The following is a 20,917-nucleotide window of genomic DNA, read 5'->3' as shown; positions in this document are numbered from 1 at the left end:
TGACTGGAATTCCTATACGTTTGATGCAAATCGAGTGTCGAAACACCGAAAGGGCAGTATATCACTTGACCCCGCCGACCGGAGAAAAGTTTCATTTTGGCTCTAAAGTTTCATAAACCGTGAATGCGCCGTCGTAGCCGTCGTGCTTGAGGGTTTGCAACAGCTGCTGACTCTTGAACGGGTCCTGCAGTGGCCCAAGCTGCAGTTTATACAGTTCCCCCTGGCGAACCAGGCGACTGCCTACCTGATAGTGCTGCTCCAGTTGTTTCGCCAGCTGCATCAGGGCGGCCTCGTTGGAGGCGGCGGTCAGCTGCAGAAACTGTCGGGTGGCCACCTGGGGAAGCATCGGAGCCGGATTGGCTTCGGTGGCCAAGGCCTCAATGCGAACTCGGGCGGTGCCCTGTTTTAGCATGTCCAGATGGTAGGCGGCGGCGTAGGAGAGGTCGATCAGCCTATCGCCGTGGAAGGGGCCTCGGTCATTGGCACGAACAATCACGGTTTTCTGATTGGCCAGGTTGGTGACTTTCAGATAGGTCGGCAGCGGCAACGCTTTGTGGGCGGCGCTGAAGCCATACATGTCGTAGGTTTCACCATTGGAGGTCAGGTGCCCATGGAATTTGGCGCCATACCAGGAGGCGGTGCCCTCCTCCATATAGCCACTGGCACTGGGCATCACCTGATATGACTTTCCCAATACCTGGTAGTTGCGGTTGCCCTGCTTGCTGGGCGGCTCATACCTGGGTTTGGGCTGCTCCAGTTGACTGACGTCCGGTGCGTTGTTCGGCGCCCGGTCCTGGTCCATGTGGTAGCGGCCACTGCTGCAGCCGACCATCAGCAAGACAGGCAGCAGCAGTAGACAAAGCCGATTATTGATAGAAGCCATCGTGTAACCGTTGTGAGAACTCATGGGCCGCCATGGCATACAGCGGGCTGCGATTGTAGCGGGTGATGGTGTAGAAGTTACTGGAGACCTGATAGGCCTGCTGTTGCTCTTCTGCACTCTGCAGCATCAGAATGGCGGCGGTGTCGGATTCGGGGCCGGAGACGTTGACACCTTTGGCTTTCAGTTGGGCCACGGTGGTGGTCAACGGCTTGCCCTGCCAGCTGTCCGCGGCGGCCAATGTTATCGACGGGGTGTCGATGGCGTGCGCCACCGGGCCGCCCAGGCGCCATTTGTGTTTGGCGAAGTAGTTGGCCACGCTGCCGATGGCATCGACCGGGTTGTTAAGCAAGTCCCGCTTTCCGTCGCCGTCGAAGTCCACCGCATAGGCCAGGTAACTGGAGGGGATAAACTGACCCCAGCCCATGGCGCCGGCATAGGAGCCTTTGACCTCGGTCAGGGACCAGCCTTCCTGTTGGGCCAGTTTAAGGTAGTGCCCCAGCTCCGAGGAGAAGAACTTGGCCCGCTTCGGGTAGTAGAATCCGAGCGTGTAGAGGGCGTTGAGCACCGGGTAGCGACCAGTAAACTGGCCATAGCGGGTTTCGATGCCGATGATGGCGACGATCATGGCGGCGTCGACGCCGTATTGCTGTTCCGCCCGGGCCAGAGTGTCCTGGTGAGTTTTCCAGAAGGCCAGGCCATCATCGAGTCGCTCCTGGGTCAGGAACAGCTGCCGGTATTGGTACCAGGGTTTGGCTTCCCAGGGGGTGGAGATGGCGGTTAATACCTCAGGGTCTTTTTCAGCCTGGGCCAGGGCCTGATTCAGGTAGTCGGGGCTGAGACCTTTAGCGGTCCAGTCCTCAACGAATTGCTGTTGTGGTGTGGTTGCGTGTGCGGCACTGCAGAGCAGCAGTGCCGGAATCAGGAGCCTTTTTGCCATCCTGGTCATCCATTTTAGCGGCCGATAAAGCGCCGGTGGGTGTGAATTGCCATCAGCATGCCAAATCCTGCCATCAATGTCAGCATTGAGGTGCCGCCATAGGAGACCAAGGGCAAAGGTACGCCCACCACGGGCAGGATGCCGGAAACCATGCCGATGTTTACAAATACATACACAAAAAACGTCAGCACGATGCTGCCGCCAAGCAGGCGGGCAAACGGCGTTTGTGCCCGTGAGGCGATGACCAGGCCTCGACCGACGATAAACAGATACAGTGCCAGCAGGATCAGGGCGCCGATCAGGCCGAACTCCTCGCCCAGCACGGCGAAGATGAAGTCAGTATGGCGCTCCGGCAGGAACTGAAGCTGAGACTGGGTGCCACCCAGCCAGCCTTTGCCGCTGAGGCCACCGGAGCCGATGGCGATTTTTGACTGAATGATGTGATAGCCGGCCCCCAGCGGGTCCTTTTCCGGATCCAGCAGGGTCATAACCCGAGTGCGCTGATAGTCTTTCATCAGGTAGAACCAGAGTACCGGTAAAAAGGCCAGTACGCTGACGATGCACATCCCCACGACCGCCCAACTCATGCCGGACAGGAACAGCACAAAGACACCAGAGGCGGCCACCAGGATCGAGGTTCCCAGGTCCGGTTGTGATGCGATCAGCAGGGTCGGTAGCAGCAAAATGGCGGCACCACCAGCCAGGTAGCGTTTTTTGGGGGGCAGAGGATAGCGGCTGATGTACCAGGCCATGGTGATGGGAAAGGCCAGCTTCATCAGCTCCGACGGCTGGAATTCCATAAAGCCCAGGTTGAGCCAGCGCTGGGCACCTTTGTTGACCTCACCAAACAGATCGACTGCGATCAACAGGATGATACCGACAATGAAGATCGGCAGCGCCCAGCGGCGGAATACCTCCGGGTTGATCTGGGCCAGGGCGAACATCACCAGCAATGACAAACCGATTCGAATCAGCTGCTTCTCCAGCATAAAGGCGCTTTGGCCGCTGGCGGCGTACAGCACCATCAGGCCAAAGCCCATCAGCGCTAGAATGCCAAGTAGCAACGGCAGGTCGATGTGCAGCTTTAGCCAGATGTTGGGCCCTTTGCGTACTTTATTCATGATTACTGGCGGTCTTTATGCGGTCGGAATCGGAGTCTGCCGGGTCCAGGTAATGGTCCAGCAGGGCGCGGGCGATGGGGCCGGCGTTGGCGCCACCCCAACCGGCGTTCTCCAGCACCACCGTCAGGGCGATGGTGGGATTCTCTGCCGGGGCATAGCCGACGATCAGGGCGTTATCTCGCAGGTGCTCGGCGATCTTGTCTTTCTCATACTTGGCGTCTTCCGCCAGGCCGAATACCTGGGCGGTACCGGTTTTGATCGCGGCGGTGTATGAAGCGTCGGCAAACCGTTTGTTGGCGGTTTTGATCATCGCCTTATGAACGATGTCCCAGGCCTTGTCGTTGCTCAGTACCAGCGGAGGGCGCTCGGACAGGGGAATGGCGTCCATGTTGCCGTCGTTGCCCATGGATTTCAGCAGGTGAGGCGTGATGTGTTTGCCACGGTTGATCATCACCGTGACCGCTTCGGTGAGCTGCAGCGGGGTGGTGGTCCAATAGCCCTGGCCAATGCCCACCGAGATGGTGTCGCCGATGTACCAGGGCTCCTTGTAGCGCAGCCGCTTCCAGTCCCGAGAGGGCATGATCCCGGCCGACTCCTCCTTCAGGTCGATGCCCGAGTACTGGCCGAAGCCAAACTGCAGCATGTACTGACTGATGGTATCGATGCCCATGTTGTAGGCCAGATCGTAAAAGAAGGTGTCGTTGGACTTGATCAGAGCATCATAGACGTCCACCCAGCCATGACCCCAGCGCTTCCAGTTACGGTATTTGCGCTCGACGCCGGGGATTTGCCACCAGCCGGGATCCCAGATGCGGCTCTTTTCGGTGATCTTTTTCTCCTCCAGGCCCGCCAGTGCCAGCATCGGCTTGACGGTGGAGGCGGGGGCGTACTGTCCCTGAGTGGCGCGGTTGATCAGGGGGCGGGAGGTGTCGTTGAGCAGACCGCTGTAGGCTTTGCCGCTGATGCCATGGACAAACAGGTTGGGGTCATAGCTGGGGTTCGACACCATGGCCAGCACGCCGCCATCGCGGGGATCGATGGCCACCAGGGCGCCGCGATGGCCCGACATCAGTTGCTCTGCCTTTTGTTGCAGCGATAAGTCCAGGGTCAACTGCAGGTCTTTACCGGCCGACGGCGCGGTGGTGTTCAGAGTACGGACAATGCGGCCACGGCTGTTGACCTCCACTTCCTGCAAGCCCGGCTGGCCGTGCAGTTGTTCCTCATAGAAGCGCTCGATCCCCAGTTTGCCAATGTCTTTGGTGGCGGCATACATGGCCGATTTTCCCTCTTGATCCAAGCGGGTAACGTCGTTGTGGTTGATGCGAGCGACGTAACCCAGGGTATGGGTCAGGGTTTGCTTGTAAGGGTAGTAGCGCTTCAGGCCGGCGCTGATCTGAAAGCCGGGATAGCGGTGCTGATTGACGCTGAACTCCGCCACTTGTTCCTCGCTGAGTTGGCTGAGCAAGGTGGTGGGCTTAAAGCGTTTCTGGGCCTTAACTCGTTTCAGAAACTCCTGTTGTTCGGCTTCAGGGATCTGATACAGGTGGGCCAATGACTGCAGACTTTGGTTCAGGTTAGGAGCCTGTTCGGCAATCACTTCCAGGGAATAGACCGGCTGATTCTCCGCCAGCAGGGTGCCATGCCGATCAAAGATAAGGCCCCGGTTCGGGGCGATGGGAATAACCCGAATGCGGTTGTCGTTGGAGCGGGTCTGGTATTCGCTGTGGTCGACGACCTGAATGACATACAGGTTACTGAGCAGTACGCCGATGAGGGCGATTACCCCGACAAAGCACGCCACCGCCCGGCGTTTAAACAGGGCGGTTTCGGCGGCATTGTCGCGAATCTTGGTACGTTGATAAAAACGCATTACTCTCTGTGGTACGGGTGGTTGTTGTTGATGCTCCAGCCCCGATACAGGCTTTCCGCCATAATGACCCGAACCAGAGGGTGGGGCAAGGTCAGATTGGACAACGACCAGCTCTGTTCCGCCGCCTGTTTGCAGGCCGGGGCCAGCCCTTCCGGTCCGCCAATCAGAATCGCCACATCGCGACCATCCATCTGCCAGCGCTCCAGTTGTTGTGCCAGCATCGGGGTATCCCAGGGTTTGCCGGGAATGTCCAGGGTGACGATTCTGCACCCCTGACAGGCTGCCAGCATCGCGTCTCCCTCTTTTTCGAGGATACGGGCGATGTCGGCGTTCTTTCCGCGCTTGCCGGCAGGAATCTCGATCAGCTCCAGTGGCATGTCACGGGGAAAGCGGCGCTGATACTCGCTAAACCCGGTCTGCACCCAGGCTGGCATCTTGGTGCCAACGGCGATCAGCTTAATCTTCATGGATTACTTCTGATCCGGGTGTGCGGACCACAGCTTCTCCAGTTGGTAGAAGTCCCGGGTTTGCTCCTGCATGGCATGCAGAATCACGTCACCCAGATCCACCAGTACCCATTCGCCGGACTCTTTGCCTTCCACGCCCAGAGGGGCCAGGTCGATGCGCTTGGCTTCCAGGGCGACGTTTTCGGCAATGGCGCGTACGTGGGTCTTCGAGGTACCACTGCACACCACCATAAAATCGGCGATGGTGGATTTGTCACTGATGTCCAAAACCACCAGGTCCCGACACTTCAGCTCTTCCGCTTTCTCTACTACAAAGTCTTTCAGTTCAACAGGGGTCACTGCTGGCTCCAATTCGGTTTGACACAAAGCCAGACATTATACCCTGCTGCTTCCACCGACTCCATGGAAATAGAGGCGCTGGGCCCGAATAAAATCGATCACGGCAGCGGGCAATAGGCTGTCGACGGCCAGTCCTTGTTGCAGTTTGTGGCGAATCTCCGTGGATGAGACTGCGGGCGGTTGCAGAGTCGTTAGCACAACCTGACCCTGTAACTGGTCCCTAACCGACTGATTATTTTCGGTGATTCGCCCGGTTAACAGTGCTTTAGCGGCGGGGCTCAGATCCAGAGCGACGTCATGACGACGACAGACCACCAGGTGGGCCAGCTCCAGGATACGCTGGGGCCGGTGCCAGTGGGCAAAGTTGTTCAGGGAGTCCATGCCGATAATGAAACACAGGGCGGCGTCGGGGTGATCCTGTCGTAATGATTCCAGGGTGTCGACGGTGTAGGAGGGCTGGCGCCGGTGCAGTTCACGATCGTCTACGCTCAGTTGCGGGTGGGGGGCGCAAGCGAGTTTGACCATCTGCAGCCGCTGTTCGCTGCTGGCGCCGGTGGCGGCCTTATGGGGAGGCTGATGGTTGGGCAGTAGCCGTACTTCGTCCAGCTGCAGTTGCGTCAGGGCGTCGGTGGCCATGGTCAGGTGACCGTTGTGAATGGGGTCAAAGGTGCCGCCCAGCAGGCCGATCGCGGTCAGGCTCATCGCGCAGGAAACAGCGGGTAACGGGGGTTGAAGCCCAGACACAACTCGGCAAGGCCGCTCCAGGGGGCATCGCCGTCGCCTTTGATCTGTTGCTCCAGCTGGCCACAGATGGCCAGCAGTTGCCCCAGTCTTGGAAGCGGCAGCCGCTGCAGGCAGTTGCGGTACAGGGGCTGGCGCTTGGCCCAGATGCGTTGCTGTTTGAACAGTTCGTTGAGGTTGCTGCCCTGTTGCTGTCCTTGCTGCAGTTGACACAGCAACTGCAACTCGCGCACCAGTGCCCAGTTGATTAAGACCGGTGCGATCTCTTCCTGGCGTAACTGATTAAGCACCGTCAGCGCTTTATCGCTTTGACCTGCCAACAGGGCGTCGGTGAGTTGAAATACCGTATAGCGAGATTGATTGTGCAGCAGTCTGCCCAGGGCGTCAGCGCCGACGCTGCGATTTCCGGCCAACAGGGCCAACTGTGCCATGGCCTGATCGGCGGCCAGCAGGTTGCCCTCAAACAGGTCGGCAAATTGATGCAAGGCGTCGTGTTGCAGATTGACCCCATGATGGCGCAGGCGTTGTTGCAGCCATCTCAGGTAGTGCTGGCCTTCGGGCGTCAGTGCCTGAACGTACAGCCCGTGACTGTCCAGGGCTTTGAACCACTTACTGTTGGTTTGCTCCTTGGCCAGCTTGGGGCCGTGGAGCAGCAAAATGGTGTCCTGCAACTGACCGGCAAGCTCGGACAATACCGCACTGCCATCGGCGCCGGGCTTGCTGTTGGGCAACTCCAGTTCAATCAGGCGACGGCTGGAAAACAGCGACATCGACTGACACTCCTGGGCCAGATCGTTCCAGTTGAAGGGGGATTCCTGCACCAAAGACAGGCGTTCGTCGAAGCCGGCCTGGCGGGCGGCCTGGCGGATCTCATCGCGGGCTTCTTCCCGCAACAGAATGTCATCGCCAAAGACCATGAAAACGGCAGGCAGCTGAGCCAGGTGCTGGCTCAGCTGGCTGACAAAAATTCGCATCTACTGCACCTTAATGGTGGAGAGCGTACGGATAACCTGATCGGCGGCCTGGGCACGCATCTCCTGCAGCAGCAGGTCGAGCTCGCGGTTTTTGGCCAGCGCGGTGCGGGGGTCATCCAGGTAGTCACGACGAATTTCAACATCAAAACTCTGTGGAGGCTGATCCTCGAGGGTGACGCTGAATCGCACTGAGTAGATCAGTTCGTATTCGGCCACTTGTCCCGAGGGAAACAGCGACAGGGTCGAGCGCTCGAGGTTGTCGTTGCCGAGCCACAGGCGGGGTGCGGTCTGCTCCTGAACGATGCCGATATTGGACAGACGTAACCGCTCTTTGACCAGGCGATGCAATTCACCATAATCATCGGAGCTTTCCAGACGCAGGCTTCGCAGCTCCGTCGGGATCAGGTAGTCACTTTTCAGATGGAAGCCACAACCGGCACTGACCAGAATGGTCAGTGCCAGCAGAGCGGTCAGAAAGGATCTGAGCACCCCGTTCTCCTTAGTTTGCTACGATATTGAGCAGCTTACCCGGTACGTAAATCACTTTACGAAGGGTCTTGCCGTCGGTGAACTTGCTGACATTGTCGTCGCCCAGGGCCAGTTGCTGAACCTGTTCCTGCTCGGCGTCGGCGGCAACCGTAATGCGGGCGCGGACCTTACCGTTCACCTGCACCACGATCAGCTTCTCCTCTTCGACCATGGCACTGGCGTCGGCTTGTGGCCAAGGCTGGGTATCGATGTCCCCATCCTGGCCCAGGGCGTTCCACAGGTGGAAGCCGATATGCGGGGTGATGGGCGACAGCATTTTCACCACGGCCAGCAGGGCTTCTTGCATCAGGGCGCGATCCTGGTCGTCCTGTTTCGGTGCCTTATACAGCTTGTTCATCAACTCCATCACCGCGGCAATGGCGGTGTTGAAGGTTTGGCGGCGACCAATGTCATCGCCGACCTTGGCGATGGTCTTGTGAACGTCACGGCGTAGTGCTTTCTGATCCGGGGTCAGTGCTGCGGTATCCAGTTGCGGTGCTGCGCCCTGGCTGGTGTGCTCGAAGGCCAGTTTCCACAGTCGCTTCAGGAAGCGGTTGGCGCCTTCAACGCCGGACTCCTGCCATTCCAGAGTCATTTCCGGTGGGGCGGCAAACATCATGAACAGGCGCACGGTGTCGGCACCGTACTTGTCCACCATCTCCTGTGGGTCGATGCCGTTGTTTTTGGACTTGGACATCTTGGTCATGCCGGAGTGGACCAGTTCGCGGCCCTCTTTATCGGTGGCTTTGATGACCCGGCCTTTATCATCCTTTTCCAGGATGGCATCGGCGGGAGATACCCAGACCCGCTGGCCGTTGCTGCCGGTGTAGTAGAAGGCATCAGCCAGTACCATTCCCTGACACAGCAAGCGCTTGGCTGGCTCATCGCTGTCGACCAGGCCGGCGTCACGCAGCAACTTGTGGAAGAAGCGGAAGTACAGCAGGTGCATGGTCGCATGTTCGATGCCACCAATGTACTGATCTACCGGCAGCCAGTAGTTGGCTTTGGCCGGATCCAGCATGGCGTCGTCGGTGCCGACGCTGGTGTAACGGGCGTAGTACCAGGAGGACTCCATAAAGGTGTCAAAGGTATCGGTTTCGCGGGTGGCGGCCTGACCACCAACGGTGGTTTGCTGCCAGGCTTTGTCCGCTTTTATCGGGCTGGTCACGCCGTCCATGACCACGTCTTCCGGCAGAATCACCGGCAGGTCCGCGGCGTCTACCGGCACGGACTCGCCGTTCTCCAGTGTGGCCATCGGGATAGGCGCACCCCAGTAACGCTGACGGGAAACGCCCCAGTCGCGCAGACGGAAGTTGACGGTCTTTTCGCCGCGACCCAGGCTTTCCAGCTTGGCGGCGATGGCGTTCAGGGCGGCGTCGAACTCCAGGCCGTCAAACTCACCGGAGTTGAACAGAATGCCTTTGTCGGTGTAGGCCTGCTCGCTGATGTCCAGGTCGGCATCGGCGGGCTTAATTACCCCTTTGATCTCCAGGCCGTATTTGGTGGCGAACTCATAGTCACGCTGGTCATGGGCGGGTACGGCCATGACGGCACCGGTGCCGTAGTCCATCAGCACGAAGTTGGCGACATACACCGGCACCTTGTTGCCGTTGAGGGGATGAATGGCGTACAGGCCGGTGGCCATGCCTTTCTTCTCCATGGTGGCCAGCTCGGCTTCGGCAACCTTGGTGTTCTTGCACTCGTCGATGAAGGCGGCCAGTTCCGGGTTGTTGGCGGCCGCGATCGCTGCCAGAGGGTGGCCGGCGGCAATACCGACGTAGGTGACGCCCATGACGGTGTCCGGACGGGTGGTGTAGATGGTGAACTGCTGGTCCATGCCATCGACATCGAACGTCATCTCGACGCCTTCGGAGCGGCCAATCCAGTTGCGCTGCATGGTTTTCACCATCTCAGGCCAGCCGTCGAGGCCTTCCAGGTCGGACAGCAGTTGGTCGGCGTAATCGGTGGTCTTAATAAACCACTGTGGAATCTCTTTCTGAATTACCGGCGTATCACAACGCCAGCAGCAACCGTCGATCACCTGCTCGTTGGCCAGTACGGTCTGGTCGTTGTCACACCAGTTGACCGAGCTGGTCTTCTTGTACACCAGGCCTTTTTTGTATAGCTCGGTGAAGAACCACTGCTCCCAGCGGTAGTAATCCGGCTTACAGGTGGCCAGTTCACGGCTCCAGTCGAAGCCAAAGCCGAGAATGTTCAGCTGCTGCTTCATGTAGTCGATGTTTTCGTAGGTCCAAGGAGCCGGGGCCGCCTTGTTCTTTACCGCGGCATTTTCAGCTGGCAGGCCAAAGGCATCCCACCCGAAAGGCTGCATGACGTTTTTGCCCTGCATCCGCTGGTAGCGGGAGATCACGTCACCGATGGTGTAGTTGCGCACGTGGCCCATGTGCAGGCGACCACTGGGGTAGGGGAACATCGACAGGCAATAGAATTTTTCTTTGCCCGGTTGTTCGACGGCGGTGAAGGTTTGGTTTTCGGCCCAGTGACGTTGCACATTGGGTTCGATATCGCTTGGGTTGTATTGCTCTTGCATCGACACGACAGGATCCACGAATGATTTTTTGATTTCGAGCCAAGTATGGCTCATAAAGATCTGCATAGAATAACGCAGGAGCGGCCTAATACCAATCGTCGCAGTGGCCGAATTCTAACTGGTGGCTGTCCATGCACAACCGCACGGAGTAAGCCGAGCTGATGCACCGGCTCGAAGGGCGATACGCTGGCCATGGTCGCCCGGGTTGCGGCCGGGGTTATCCGTAATTGGAAAAATGTGATATACCAAAGATATCAAAGGTCTGTGTACGAGCTGTAAGACCCGAACCTGAATTTCTCTATCGGATGTGGACTGCTGCGGAGGTGGCTATGCGTCAAGAACAAGGGCAATTGATTGAGCGGTATGAGTCTCTACTTAAGGAGATGGAGCGTCGGTATCAGCAAGATCCGGATCTGACTCTGGGGCAACTCAGCCAGGTGCTGGCGGACAGCAGTGCCTACCTGCAGTTGAAGCAGAGATTGTCGGAGCCGGAACTGGCGATGGTGGAGCAGTTTTTACGTCGCGATCTGGGCGAGTTTGCCCTTCATGCCGCCGATGAGGTGGAACAACCGGACAGTCTGTTTACCCTGGGGCTGGAAAACAGCTTGTGGCAATGGTTGGTGGAGATTACCGACAAGAGCCAGTTGGAGTGGCATGAACTGGGCCAGGACCTCAAGCACCACGGCACCTACGAGAGTGGTGAAGTGGTGGGGTTGGGAATCCTGGTGTGCGACAAGTGTGGCCATGAGATGACCTTTAACCACCCGGACCTGCTACCGGCCTGTCCTAAGTGCGATCATCAGCTGTTCTCCCGTAAGATGCTCGCGCCCTGAGTCGCCAGGCGGCGGCCATCAGCAGCAGAGTCAGTGCCAGCAGGTAAGCCAACTGCTGGCCAAAGCGGCTGAACAGCGTCGTGCCCGTCGTCAGGGCGACCGTCCCCTGCAATACACCCTCTTCAAACTGAGGCAACTGAGCCTGCATCTTGCCGGTTTCATCGACGATGGCGGTGACGCCATTGTTGGTGACTCTGAGCAATGGCTTGCCCAGCTCCATGGAGCGCATGCGGGCGATCTCCATGTGCTGCAGAGGCCCGACCGAGTGCCCGAACCAGGCGTCGTTTGACACGGTTAACAGCAGGTCGGTGTTGTCGGTGATGTTGGCCCGCAGTAGCTCGGGGAAGGCGATTTCATAGCAGATGGCCGGAGCCAGATTGACGCCGCCGGCATTGAGGTTGGTTTGCACCGCATCACCGCGGTTAAACGAAGACATGGGCAGATTGAACAGTGGTGCGATGGGGCGAAGCAGGTCTTCCATGGGCACAAATTCGCCGATGGGCAGCAGGTGGCTCTTGTGGTAACGGTTGCTGTCGGTGGGCTGATAGCGATGCGGACTCAGATCGTCCCCCAACACCAACAGCGAGTTGTAGAACTGACGGGTAGCCGTATTGGCACTGATGATGCCGGTGATGACGTGGGTCTGCCGAAAGGCGGCGGCGTGATCAAAGCTGTTGAGAAAATCGTCCACCATCACTTCCGGCGCCGGCACCGCCGCCTCGGGCCAGACCACCAGGTCGGCATCCATGTAGGGACGGCTGAGATCTTGATATTTCAGCAGTGTCGGCCACAATTGGTCCGGTTCCCATTTCAGGCTCTGAGGGATGTTTCCCTGCACCAGGGCGACGCTGATCTCATCGCCGGAACGACTGGTGGTGTTCAGGCCGGGTAGAGTGGCTAGCGCCACAGCCGTCAGGATTGGCGGCAGTAGCGCCCACCACTGACGGCGCAGCAACGCCAGTAGGCTGGCGGCCACTAAGGCGATTACCAGTCCCAAGCCCAGGGCGCCGAAGGAGCTGGCCAGCGGTGCCAGCGGGCCGTCGACCTGGCTGTACCCCAGCCACAGCCAGGGGAAGCCGGTCAGTACTTTGCCGCGCAGCCATTCCCCCACCAGCCACAGCGCCGGAAATGCCAGAACCCGGCCGCCGTCGGCGTTCGGCCACCAACGGTTGAGCAGACCCAGAGTCAGGGCGGGATAGAGGGCCAGATAGGCCGCCAGCAGGGCCATCAGCAACAATGACACCGGCAGTGGCAGGCCGCCAAAACTGTCGATGCTGACGTGGACCCAGGCGATGCCGTGGGCAAACTGACCGAAACCGAAGCACCAGCCGAGCAGGGTAGCCTGGCGGGGAGAGCGCTGTTCCGTTAGCCACAGTAACCCCATTAACGCCGGCAGTAATACCAGGCTGTATTCATAGGGAGCAAAGGCAAAAGGGGTGAGGGCGCCACACAGCAGCGCCAGCATCATTTGAATCGGAACAGACAAACGGGTCTCCATCAGGCCGCGGATTCGCCCTGAACTACCTGGTTGTCGACGGTTCGAACCTGCAACTGCAGCAGCCGTCGGGTGTCGGCATTCACCACTTTGAATTCAAAGCCATCGAGAATGACTTTTTCACCGCGAACCGGCAGGTGGTTGAACGCGTGGCTAACGATGCCGCCGATGGTATCGAATTCGTCATCGGAAAACTCGCAGCCAAAGTGGTCATTGAACTCTTCCACCGGCGTCAGTGCGGCCACCGACCACACCTGCTTACCCACTTTTCGAATATTGAGCGGATTGGCTTCGTCGATATCAAACTCATCGCCGATGTCGCCGACGATCTCTTCGAGGATGTCTTCGATGGTGACCAGCCCGGAGACGCCGCCGTACTCGTCGACGACGATGGCCATGTGATAGCGCTTTTGGCGGAACTCTTTCAGCAGGACATCGACCCGCTTGCTTTCAGGCACCACCACCGCAGCGCGAATCACTTGTTCCAGTTGTACAGGCTCATTCTGGTCGGTGAAGCCGAAGGTCAGCAGATCCTTGGCCAGCAAGATCCCTTCGATGTGGTCTTTGTCCTTGTCGACTACCGGGAACCGGGAGTGACCGGATTCGATGATGGTGGACAGGAAGCCGTCGACGGGTTGGTTTTTCTCGATGGCAATGATCTGCGAGCGAGGGATCATGACGTCCCTGACCCGTAAATCGGACACCTCCAACACGCCTTTAATCATGTCTTTGGTGTCTTCGTCGATGAGGTCGCGTTCTTCAGCGTCCTGAATCACATCAACCAAGTCTTTGCGGTTTTGTGGCTCACCACCAAACAGCTGTGAAATGCGATCCAGCCAGCTCTTTTTAGGAGAGCCTTGACTCGACGGAGGGTTATCTTCGCTCATAGTGTCCTAGTTTGTGTATAAAAATTGAGGGGACTACAGTTCACGGTATGGATCGGCAATACCCAGACCCGCCAGTATTTGACGCTCCAGTGCCTCCATTTGTTCCGCTTCTTCGTCCTCAATATGATCATAACCTATCAGATGCAGGCATCCGTGTACAACCATGTGCGCCCAATGGTCGGAGCTGGTCTTTTGTTGCTCTTTTGCTTCTTTTTCAACAACTTCAGCACAAATAACCAAGTCGCCGATCAGGTCGGTTGGGATCATCGGTGGTGCTTCAAACGGGAAAGACAGCACATTGGTGGGCTTGTCTTTACCGCGATAATCGCGATTCAATTCCTGGCTTTCGTCGCTGCTGACCAGGCGAATGCTCAGTTCGGCAATTTCCCGCTGTTGCAGAGCCGCCTCGGCCCACCGTTGAAACTGTGCTTCTGTCGGCAGTTCAAAGCCATCTACCGCAGGCTGCAGATCAAGAATCAGTTCCATCGGCATTGGCCTCCTCACGTTTACGGGCTTTTTCCTGTTCGATCTTTTGTCGCTGCTGAATCTGATCGTGTTTTTCGTAGGCGTCAACGATGCGAGCCACCACCGGGTGGCGAACCACGTCGCCACTCTGGAAGAAGTTGAAGTTGATGGACTCGACGTCCCGCAGCACTTCGATGGCATGGCGCAGGCCGGATTTGACGTTGCGCGGCAGATCCACCTGAGTGATGTCGCCGGTGATCACCGCCCGGCTGTTAAAGCCGATGCGGGTCAGAAACATCTTCATCTGTTCGGTGGTGGTGTTCTGGCTTTCATCGAGGATCACGAACGCATCGTTGAGGGTACGACCGCGCATGTAGGCCAGCGGTGCCACTTCGATGACATTGCGCTCGATCAGGCGTTCGACCCGTTCGAAGCCCAGCATTTCAAACAAGGCGTCGTACAGTGGTCGCAGGTAGGGGTCCACCTTCTGGGCCAGATCGCCAGGCAAAAAGCCCAGCTTTTCGCCGGCTTCGACCGCCGGACGGGTCAGCAGGATGCGCCGAACCTCCTGGCGCTCCAGGGCGTCCACCGCCGCCGCCACCGCCAGGTAGGTTTTACCGGTACCGGCGGGACCCACACCGAAGGTGATGTCATTGGTGATGATGTTGCGAATGTACTGGGCCTGGTTTGGGTTACGGGGCTTAAGGATGCCCCGCTTGGTCTTGAAGAAGACCTCCTTACCCATGGCGCTGTCGTCCTGCTCGGCTTCCAGGGAGACGAACTCCTGAATGGCCAGATGGACCTGATCCGGTTCAAGATCCGGCATTGTCCCTTTAACCGGGGCCGTTTCCACGTACAGATCTTTAAGCAGGCCGATGGTGCCAAGTACAAACTGCAGTTGGCCAACAACCTGGAACTGATTGTTCCGATAGCTGATTTCAACACCAAGGCGGCGTTCAATCTGCTTCAGGTTGTCGTCAAAGGGGCCACAGAGGGCAGCCAGTCGACCGCTGTCGGCTGGCTCCAGGTATACATCATGGGTGACTAATTTGTTGCTCAAGCCGGTCTCCGATTACGGCTGGAAAGTGGCAACGCCCAACTCATCCGGTTCGCCGGCGGGGCGCTTGGCAAGAATCTCAGCGGGACGCAGCGCACGGCGCAGATCCATCTGATCTTCTGTTCTGACCACTATACCACGTAATGAGTTTGGCATGACTTCGGTGATCTCGACATCCACAAAGCTGCCAATCATCTCCGGGGCGCCTTCGAAGTTCACGGTCCGGCTGTTTTCGGTTTTTCCCCGAAGCTCCATCACGTTCTTCTTGGAGGTGCCTTCCACCAGGATGCGTTGTACCGACCCCAGCATGCGACGGCTGTATTGCATTGCCTGCTGATTGATGCGCTCCTGCAGAATGTACAGACGTTGCTTCTTGGTGTCGTCACTGACGTCATCGGGCAGATCCGCCGCCGGGGTTCCCGGGCGCGGGCTGTAGATGAAGGAGAAGCTCTGGTCGAAGTTGATCTCCTGGATCAGGTTCATGGTCTGCTGGAAGTCGTCATCGGATTCGTTGGGGAAGCCGACAATGAAATCGGAGCTGACATGAATCTCCGGGCGCACCTTACGCAGGCGGCGGATGATCGATTTGAACTCCAGCGCCGTGTGGTTGCGCTTCATGTGGGTCAGGATGCGGTCGGAGCCACTTTGCACCGGCAGGTGTAGAAAGTCGACCAGCTCCGGCACGTCGGCGTAGGCATCGATGATGTCCTGGGTAAACTCAACCGGGTGGCTGGTGGTGTAGCGCAGGCGGTCGATGCCGTCGATGGACGCCACGTAGCGCAACAGGTCGGCAAAACTGCAGATCTCGCCGTCGTGTTGTTCGCCGCGATAGGCGTTGACGTTCTGACCCAGCAGGTTGATCTCCCGTACGCCTTGCTCAGCCAGCTGGGCAATTTCGTACAGGATGTCGTCCAGAGGCCGGCTGACCTCTTCGCCTCGAGTGTAGGGCACCACACAGAAGCTGCAGTACTTGTTGCAGCCTTCCATGATGGACACAAAGGCGGTGGCGCCTTCGGCCCGGGGTTCCGGCAGGCGGTCGAACTTCTCAATCTCGGGGAAGGAGATGTCCACCACGCCGTGTTCACCCTGTTGAATGCGACCGATCATCTCCGGCAGGCGATGCAGAGTCTGCGGGCCAAAGACGATGTCGACAAAGGGGGCGCGCTCGCGAATGGCGTCGCCTTCCTGGGAAGCAACACAACCACCGACGCCGATTACCAGCTCAGGGTTTGCCTCTTTCAGAGGTCTCCAGCGCCCGAGTTGGTGAAACACCTTCTCCTGTGCCTTTTCGCGGATGGAACAGGTGTTCAGCAGGAGGACATCGGCCTCGGCTGCGTCTTCGGTCAGGGAGTAGTTGCCAAAGGATTCCAGCAGACCCGCCATCTTGTCGGAGTCGTACTCGTTCATCTGACAGCCCCAGGTTTTAATGTGCAGTTTTTTGCTCATCAAAGAGTGCCGCTCGTGTTGCCTAAAGAAAAAATAGCGGGCTATTCTAAACCCGAAACGCGGCTGTGGCTAGTTGATGTACAGGCAAACTCCCATCATAACGCGGTATTACGGCTTTTCTGGCGGTCACTCTGGCTGCTGGCCCGTGAGATAACCGTTTCATCAGATTGAGCAAACTGGCGTTGTTGCTGCTCAACGTGTTGCTCCAGAGCTTCATTGGACTGACGCAAAATGTCCTGACGCAAGTCGGCGGCAATCTCCAACTGAGTATGAGTCACCATGGGCAGCTTGGGGGCGTAGACATTGAGGGCGTAGTCCACTCGAGTGACGGACTCGGTGGCAGCGAAGGCGGCGGTCGGGGCCAGCAGGGTAATCAACAGGGCAGCGGCAACGTTCATGATACACCTCTTTTGTTTTTGGTGATGACTTAACCAGTGGATGAGCTAAGTCTAGGTGGCTTTGAGCGTTCGCCACCGGGGCTGTGTAAGGGAGTGTGTGAAAAGCGGCTCAAACACATATTCGGTTACAGCCGGTAAGATTTGGTCATGATATTATTGGCCTAATTCAGTTTCTGATTCGGGGAAGAAAGATGCGGCAAGTGGATATTCTGATCGCCGGTGGGGGCATGGTCGGTGCGGCCAGTGCCCTGGCGCTGGCGAACCTGGGATTGACGGTATTGGTGTTTGAAGCCCAGGCCCCTGAGGAGTTTGATGAAGCCCAGCCCCTGGATCTGCGGGTCAGTGCCATCAGCCAAGCGTCCGAACGCTTGCTGAGAGAGCTCGATGGCTGGCAGGGGGTGGAGTCGATGCGCAGCGCGCCTTACCGCACCCTCGAGACCTGGGAATGGCAAGGGGCCAATATCGTGTTTGACGCTGCGGAACTGCAGTTGTCACACCTGGGGCACATCGTTGAGAACCGAATCTTACAGCTGTCGCTGTGGCAGACGCTGCGGCGCCATCCGCGCATCGAACTGATGACCGGCGCCCGGCCCCAACGCTACTGGCAGGATCAGCAGGGCGCGTACGCCGAGCTCGATGGTCAGTTTTATCAGGGACGACTGCTGCTGGGGTGCGATGGCGCTCAGTCTCAGGTGCGTCAGCAGGCAGGCATTGGGGTCAGCGGCTGGCAATATCGGCAGCACTGTCTGGCCATCAATATTCGTACCGAGGCGCCACAGCAAAGCGGCACTTGGCAGGAGTTTACTCCTAGCGGCCCCAGGGCATTGTTGCCCTTGTCCGGCCAGCATGCCTCCCTGGTCTGGTATGACTCACCACAGCGTATTGCGTCGTTGAAGCGGTTGCCATTGCCGGAGCTGAAGCGGGCGATAGTCGCAGCCTTTCCCGAGCGGTTGGGAGAGTTTGAGATTGAGCGTTTTGCCAGTTTCCCTCTGACCCGCCAACACGCCAAACAGTATTACAAAGATCGGGTGGTGCTGCTTGGGGATGCGGCTCACACCATTAACCCCCTGGCGGGGCAGGGCGTCAACCTGGGCTTTAAGGATGTGGCCATGCTAGCGGAAGTGCTGGCGGATGCCCTGCAACGGGGCGAGTCACTGCACAGCAGCAAGGTACTGGGCCGGTATCAGCGGTTCCGACGTCCGGATAACCTGGCGATGCAGTCTGCCATGGACGCCTTCTATCTGATGTTCAGCAATGACCACATGCCACTCAAGGTATTGCGCAACCTGGGGCTGACCTTGGCTCAGAATTCGGGCCCCATCAAAAATCAGGTTATGAAATACGCGATGGGTCTCTAGCGTGAGCAGTGCCATTCGTCGTTGGTGGTTCAATGGCCACGTCAACCTGGCGTTGCGGGTCAGCCTGGCTATGGCCGCCTGGTTGGCGATGGCCTGGTGTCTGGATTGGTTTCAACTTGGTTTATTGTCATTGCTGGCGATTCCGGCGGTGTTTATCTCCGGCATCGACCAACCCAGTGCTCACTGGGTGCATCGGCTGAGCTGGTCGATTCCGTTGCTTGGGGGCTCGGCGCTGGTGTTTGGCTGCATCGGCTTGTATTGGCCCGTGGGCCTGATTCCAGCGCTGTTTGTGGGGGGCGTGCTGTTTGGCTCCCTGGCGGCCTGGGATGAATTGTCCGGAAGATTGGGGTTGGCGGCGCTGGTGCTGGCGGCCATGGCCCAGGTGCCGGTGGGTATTGAGCCGCCGTGGCTGTTTGCCCTGGCGGTAATGATTAACTGCGTGTGGGTGGTGCTGTTCTCCGACCTGTGGTTCCGGCTGCAGGGCGATTATCCACTGCGCCAGGCGCTGGCCCTGAGTTACCGGCGGCTGGCGGTGATTCTGGCCAGTCGGGTGAAGTGGATTGAAGACCCCATGCTGGGGGAGCGGTTTGATCTGCCGTTGGCGGAGCAGTTGGCACTGGTGCGCCGTTATGTGGGGGTGTCCAAATCCAGAAATCGACTCAATCCCGAGCTGCATCAGGCGTTTATGGCGGCAGTCGATCTGCAGGAACGGCTGCAGGCGATTCCCAACCCAGAGCTTAGCCGGCAGCTGTTTAACGTCGAAGATGTGCTGCCCAGCTACCGGTTGTGGGTGGCGGTAACCAGCAAGCGTCTGCGACACATCGCCGATGGCCTGATGACGCTGCAGCCGCTGCAGGCCGACGAGCGCCTGGAGGCGGCCGAAGCGGCGTTGGTGGCAGCCTTGAAGCCGCTGCAGCAGCACCAGTTCAGCCAGCTTGCGCCCTACTTCATTTCCAATGTTCAGCGCATCAGTCGACTGGCGCAGCGGGTAGCGCCGCTGTACCAACGGAAAATGTTTGCTCCGGATGATCGGCCGGATTATTGGCGCCAGTGGCGGCTTCATTTTCGTTGGCGGTCGCCGGTGTTTCGCGGCGCGGTGCGCCAGGGAATCTTGTTGGCCGTAACCATGGCTATCGTGCAGTGGTGGCAATGGGATAAGGGCTATTGGGCCCTGCTCAGCGTGCTGCTGGTCGTGCGAGGTGGCATTGTGGATACCCGTCGCCGGGCCTGGCAACGGATTTGGGGCACACTGGTGGGGCTGGCGGTGGCGGCGCTGCTGATTGTGGCCGGCATCTCCGGTAATGCGGCGTTGCTGCTGGGGTTACTGCTGGTGCCGCCGACCCTGTCGTTGATTCCGGTGCATCACGGCTACTCCTGCACGCTGGGGACCGTCATCCTGATCATGGTGTTTGAGTACATCGGTGCCCAGGGGATGGCGGTGATGCCTCTGAGGTTATTGGAAACCGTGATGGGCTGCTCGCTGGTGTTGCTGGGGTATCGCTATCTGTGGCCGCAGTGGCAGGGTGGTCGTCAGGCCCAACTGCGGCAGCAAGCCGTGGGGCAACTCAATGGGTATTTGAAACTGGTGCTGGATGCCTTCAGTGGCCGAGACGTGACCCCGGTGTCCCTGGCCCGGGCTCGGCGCTTTACCTATGAACTGGGGGTGGCTCTGACCAGCAGCTTTGAGCAGATGCAGCAGGAGCCCAATTACAGTCGTCACCGTGACAGTGCCGAGTTGATTCGAATCTACAAGCAGACTCAATCGCACCTGAATGCACTGGCGCCTGCTGCGCGTCGAGGCCGGCATCTGCCTGCCGAACACTCTGCCTTGGTCAGACAAACACTCCTGGATGCCTCTGAGGCGGTATTAGGCGCGTTTTCCGGTAAGGGCGGAGACTGGTCTTTGGAGCTGGAAGCGAACCGGCAGGCGATGTACCGGCTGACTCAGGACAGTGAGGCCGATCGAGGCTCGTTCATTTTGTATCAACTGAATCTCATCGGTGAGCGTTACCAGCAGTTGTATGCCATTGCCGGTGCGCCGGCTCCGGATAAACCGTCGCGGCGGTGACACAGCCAGGGCCAGCGATGCTGGCCCTTTCTTATTCCGGCCTCGTTGATACGGCTATCAGCATTAAAGGCCAGCCAGCTCTCAAGTATGAATCCAGGCAGAACGTGTCGTGAAACAAAAACCAGCACAAGGCGGATGGTTTGAAAGATGGCTGGGCAGTAGGTCGTGTTGGCCTTGGCGCCAACGCTTACTTCATCGGGATGATATTGGATAGGGGAGGGGCGCTGGCGCCCTTCGGGGCCGGACTGACGGCTACCACTCGGCGTCCTTCGATTTGGACGTAGAACCACTATGCCTGCAACCGATCTCCTTGATTGGTAGCCGTCATCCTCGGCCAATCTGACACCACCAAAGGTCAACACGCCCTTGGGCTAGAACCTGAGGTAGACGCCGTGAATCAAAAAAGCCTGCTCGAAAGCAGGCTTTTTCTTTATATGGCTGGGCTACCCGGTTTGGACCTGGGAGTAGACGCCGGGATCAAAAAGACCTGCTAAAAAGC

19 protein-coding genes are annotated in these 20,917 nt (G+C 58.4%); 3 read left to right on the top strand and 16 right to left on the bottom strand.

Going from position 1 to position 20,917, the window contains the following annotated elements; all coding sequences use genetic code 11:
• Positions 1 to 91: 91 nt before the first annotated feature.
• The 10 genes from H598_RS0117355 to leuS are packed head-to-tail and all read right to left on the bottom strand — an operon-like array spanning position 92 to position 10,411.
• Positions 92 to 883 carry a septal ring lytic transglycosylase RlpA family protein gene (locus H598_RS0117355; protein WP_035416082.1) on the bottom strand — a complete coding sequence of 264 codons (792 nt, stop codon included), beginning with the start codon at positions 881 to 883 and terminating at the stop codon, positions 92 to 94.
• Complete coding sequence (mltB, locus tag H598_RS0117350) at positions 867 to 1,820, bottom strand: lytic murein transglycosylase B (RefSeq protein WP_028114131.1); 954 nt, start codon at positions 1,818 to 1,820, stop codon at positions 867 to 869. Before mltB ends, H598_RS0117355 begins: the two co-directional genes overlap by 17 nt.
• Positions 1,821 to 1,834: 14 nt before the next feature.
• Positions 1,835 to 2,941: a rod shape-determining protein RodA gene (rodA, locus tag H598_RS0117345; RefSeq protein ID WP_028114130.1), complete on the bottom strand. Its 1,107-nt coding sequence runs from the start codon at positions 2,939 to 2,941 to the stop codon at positions 1,835 to 1,837.
• Entirely contained in the window at positions 2,934 to 4,811 is a 1,878-nt protein-coding gene (gene mrdA / locus H598_RS24820; protein ID WP_035416080.1) for a penicillin-binding protein 2, read from the bottom strand. Before mrdA ends, rodA begins: the two co-directional genes overlap by 8 nt.
• Positions 4,811 to 5,278 (bottom strand): 23S rRNA (pseudouridine(1915)-N(3))-methyltransferase RlmH, encoded by a 468-nt coding sequence (gene rlmH / locus H598_RS0117335; RefSeq protein ID WP_028114129.1) that lies wholly within the window; start codon positions 5,276 to 5,278, stop codon positions 4,811 to 4,813. The genes mrdA and rlmH overlap by 1 nt, the downstream gene beginning before the upstream one ends.
• A gap of 3 nt (positions 5,279 to 5,281) precedes the next feature.
• The gene (gene rsfS / locus H598_RS0117330; RefSeq protein WP_028114128.1) at positions 5,282 to 5,617 is read right to left on the bottom strand and encodes a ribosome silencing factor; all 336 of its coding nucleotides are present in this window, start codon (positions 5,615 to 5,617) and stop codon (positions 5,282 to 5,284) included.
• Positions 5,618 to 5,653: 36 nt separating this feature from the next.
• Complete coding sequence (gene nadD, locus H598_RS0117325; RefSeq protein ID WP_028114127.1) at positions 5,654 to 6,319, bottom strand: nicotinate-nucleotide adenylyltransferase; 666 nt, start codon at positions 6,317 to 6,319, stop codon at positions 5,654 to 5,656.
• The gene (gene holA / locus H598_RS0117320) at positions 6,316 to 7,332 is read right to left on the bottom strand and encodes a DNA polymerase III subunit delta (RefSeq protein ID WP_028114126.1); all 1,017 of its coding nucleotides are present in this window, start codon (positions 7,330 to 7,332) and stop codon (positions 6,316 to 6,318) included. Before holA ends, nadD begins: the two co-directional genes overlap by 4 nt.
• Positions 7,333 to 7,821, bottom strand: coding sequence for an LPS-assembly lipoprotein LptE (locus H598_RS0117315; RefSeq protein ID WP_035416078.1), 489 nt, complete (start codon positions 7,819 to 7,821; stop codon positions 7,333 to 7,335).
• A 10-nt stretch (positions 7,822 to 7,831) separates the two neighbouring features.
• A complete protein-coding gene (gene leuS, locus H598_RS0117310) occupies positions 7,832 to 10,411 on the bottom strand; it encodes a leucine--tRNA ligase (RefSeq protein ID WP_028114124.1) in 2,580 nt (859 codons plus the stop codon).
• A 329-nt stretch (positions 10,412 to 10,740) separates the two neighbouring features.
• Between leuS and H598_RS0117305 the strand changes: the two genes are divergently transcribed.
• Complete coding sequence (locus H598_RS0117305; RefSeq protein ID WP_028114123.1) at positions 10,741 to 11,244, top strand: zinc ribbon-containing protein; 504 nt, start codon at positions 10,741 to 10,743, stop codon at positions 11,242 to 11,244.
• Here H598_RS0117305 and lnt read toward each other — a convergent pair.
• The 6 genes from lnt to H598_RS0117275 form a co-directional block, all read right to left on the bottom strand.
• Positions 11,198 to 12,742, bottom strand: a complete 1,545-nt coding sequence (lnt, locus tag H598_RS24815) for an apolipoprotein N-acyltransferase (protein WP_051252825.1) — start codon at positions 12,740 to 12,742, stop codon at positions 11,198 to 11,200. The two genes, H598_RS0117305 and lnt, sit on opposite strands and share 47 nt — an antisense overlap.
• A complete protein-coding gene (gene corC / locus H598_RS0117295; protein WP_028114122.1) occupies positions 12,742 to 13,626 on the bottom strand; it encodes a CNNM family magnesium/cobalt transport protein CorC in 885 nt (294 codons plus the stop codon). The genes lnt and corC overlap by 1 nt, the downstream gene beginning before the upstream one ends.
• Positions 13,627 to 13,659: 33 nt before the next feature.
• Positions 13,660 to 14,118 (bottom strand): rRNA maturation RNase YbeY, encoded by a 459-nt coding sequence (gene ybeY, locus H598_RS0117290; protein WP_211227318.1) that lies wholly within the window; start codon positions 14,116 to 14,118, stop codon positions 13,660 to 13,662.
• Positions 14,096 to 15,151 (bottom strand): PhoH family protein, encoded by a 1,056-nt coding sequence (locus H598_RS0117285; RefSeq protein WP_028114120.1) that lies wholly within the window; start codon positions 15,149 to 15,151, stop codon positions 14,096 to 14,098. Before H598_RS0117285 ends, ybeY begins: the two co-directional genes overlap by 23 nt.
• A gap of 12 nt (positions 15,152 to 15,163) precedes the next feature.
• Positions 15,164 to 16,594 (bottom strand): tRNA (N6-isopentenyl adenosine(37)-C2)-methylthiotransferase MiaB, encoded by a 1,431-nt coding sequence (miaB, locus tag H598_RS0117280; RefSeq protein WP_028114119.1) that lies wholly within the window; start codon positions 16,592 to 16,594, stop codon positions 15,164 to 15,166.
• A gap of 95 nt (positions 16,595 to 16,689) precedes the next feature.
• Positions 16,690 to 16,992 carry a hypothetical protein gene (locus tag H598_RS0117275; RefSeq protein ID WP_028114118.1) on the bottom strand — a complete coding sequence of 101 codons (303 nt, stop codon included), beginning with the start codon at positions 16,990 to 16,992 and terminating at the stop codon, positions 16,690 to 16,692.
• Between the two features lie 191 nt (positions 16,993 to 17,183).
• Between H598_RS0117275 and H598_RS0117270 the strand changes: the two genes are divergently transcribed.
• Both H598_RS0117270 and H598_RS0117265 read left to right on the top strand, forming a co-directional pair.
• Positions 17,184 to 18,350 carry an FAD-dependent monooxygenase gene (locus tag H598_RS0117270; RefSeq protein ID WP_028114117.1) on the top strand — a complete coding sequence of 389 codons (1,167 nt, stop codon included), beginning with the start codon at positions 17,184 to 17,186 and terminating at the stop codon, positions 18,348 to 18,350.
• A gap of 1 nt (position 18,351) precedes the next feature.
• Positions 18,352 to 20,418 carry an FUSC family protein gene (locus H598_RS0117265; RefSeq protein WP_028114116.1) on the top strand — a complete coding sequence of 689 codons (2,067 nt, stop codon included), beginning with the start codon at positions 18,352 to 18,354 and terminating at the stop codon, positions 20,416 to 20,418.
• Positions 20,419 to 20,917: the final 499 nt, after the last annotated feature.

Origin of the sequence: Ferrimonas kyonanensis DSM 18153 (assembly GCF_000425405.1) — a bacterium.
Taxonomy (GTDB): domain Bacteria; phylum Pseudomonadota; class Gammaproteobacteria; order Enterobacterales; family Shewanellaceae; genus Ferrimonas; species Ferrimonas kyonanensis.
Note: the sequence above shows the minus strand (reverse complement) of the source record. Positions and strands in the feature narration are given on the sequence as shown.

Excerpts from the sequence above, each read along its gene's own strand:
- nadD (WP_028114127.1), bottom strand. The coding sequence starts at position 6,319 with ATGAGCCTGACCGCGATCGGCCTGCTGGGCGGCACCTTTGACCCCATT.
- mltB (WP_028114131.1), bottom strand. The coding sequence starts at position 1,820 with ATGGCAAAAAGGCTCCTGATTCCGGCACTGCTGCTCTGCAGTGCCGCA.
- corC (WP_028114122.1), bottom strand. The coding sequence starts at position 13,626 with ATGAGCGAAGATAACCCTCCGTCGAGTCAAGGCTCTCCTAAAAAGAGC.
- leuS (WP_028114124.1), bottom strand. The coding sequence starts at position 10,411 with ATGCAAGAGCAATACAACCCAAGCGATATCGAACCCAATGTGCAACGT.
- rodA (WP_028114130.1), bottom strand. The coding sequence starts at position 2,941 with ATGAATAAAGTACGCAAAGGGCCCAACATCTGGCTAAAGCTGCACATC.
- H598_RS0117270 (WP_028114117.1), top strand. The coding sequence starts at position 17,184 with ATGCGGCAAGTGGATATTCTGATCGCCGGTGGGGGCATGGTCGGTGCG.
- miaB (WP_028114119.1), bottom strand. The coding sequence starts at position 16,594 with ATGAGCAAAAAACTGCACATTAAAACCTGGGGCTGTCAGATGAACGAG.
- ybeY (WP_211227318.1), bottom strand. The coding sequence starts at position 14,118 with ATGCCGATGGAACTGATTCTTGATCTGCAGCCTGCGGTAGATGGCTTT.
- lnt (WP_051252825.1), bottom strand. The coding sequence starts at position 12,742 with ATGGAGACCCGTTTGTCTGTTCCGATTCAAATGATGCTGGCGCTGCTG.
- mrdA (WP_035416080.1), bottom strand. The coding sequence starts at position 4,811 with ATGCGTTTTTATCAACGTACCAAGATTCGCGACAATGCCGCCGAAACC.
- holA (WP_028114126.1), bottom strand. The coding sequence starts at position 7,332 with ATGCGAATTTTTGTCAGCCAGCTGAGCCAGCACCTGGCTCAGCTGCCT.
- H598_RS0117355 (WP_035416082.1), bottom strand. The coding sequence starts at position 883 with ATGGCTTCTATCAATAATCGGCTTTGTCTACTGCTGCTGCCTGTCTTG.
- H598_RS0117275 (WP_028114118.1), bottom strand. The coding sequence starts at position 16,992 with ATGAACGTTGCCGCTGCCCTGTTGATTACCCTGCTGGCCCCGACCGCC.
- H598_RS0117305 (WP_028114123.1), top strand. The coding sequence starts at position 10,741 with ATGCGTCAAGAACAAGGGCAATTGATTGAGCGGTATGAGTCTCTACTT.
- rlmH (WP_028114129.1), bottom strand. The coding sequence starts at position 5,278 with ATGAAGATTAAGCTGATCGCCGTTGGCACCAAGATGCCAGCCTGGGTG.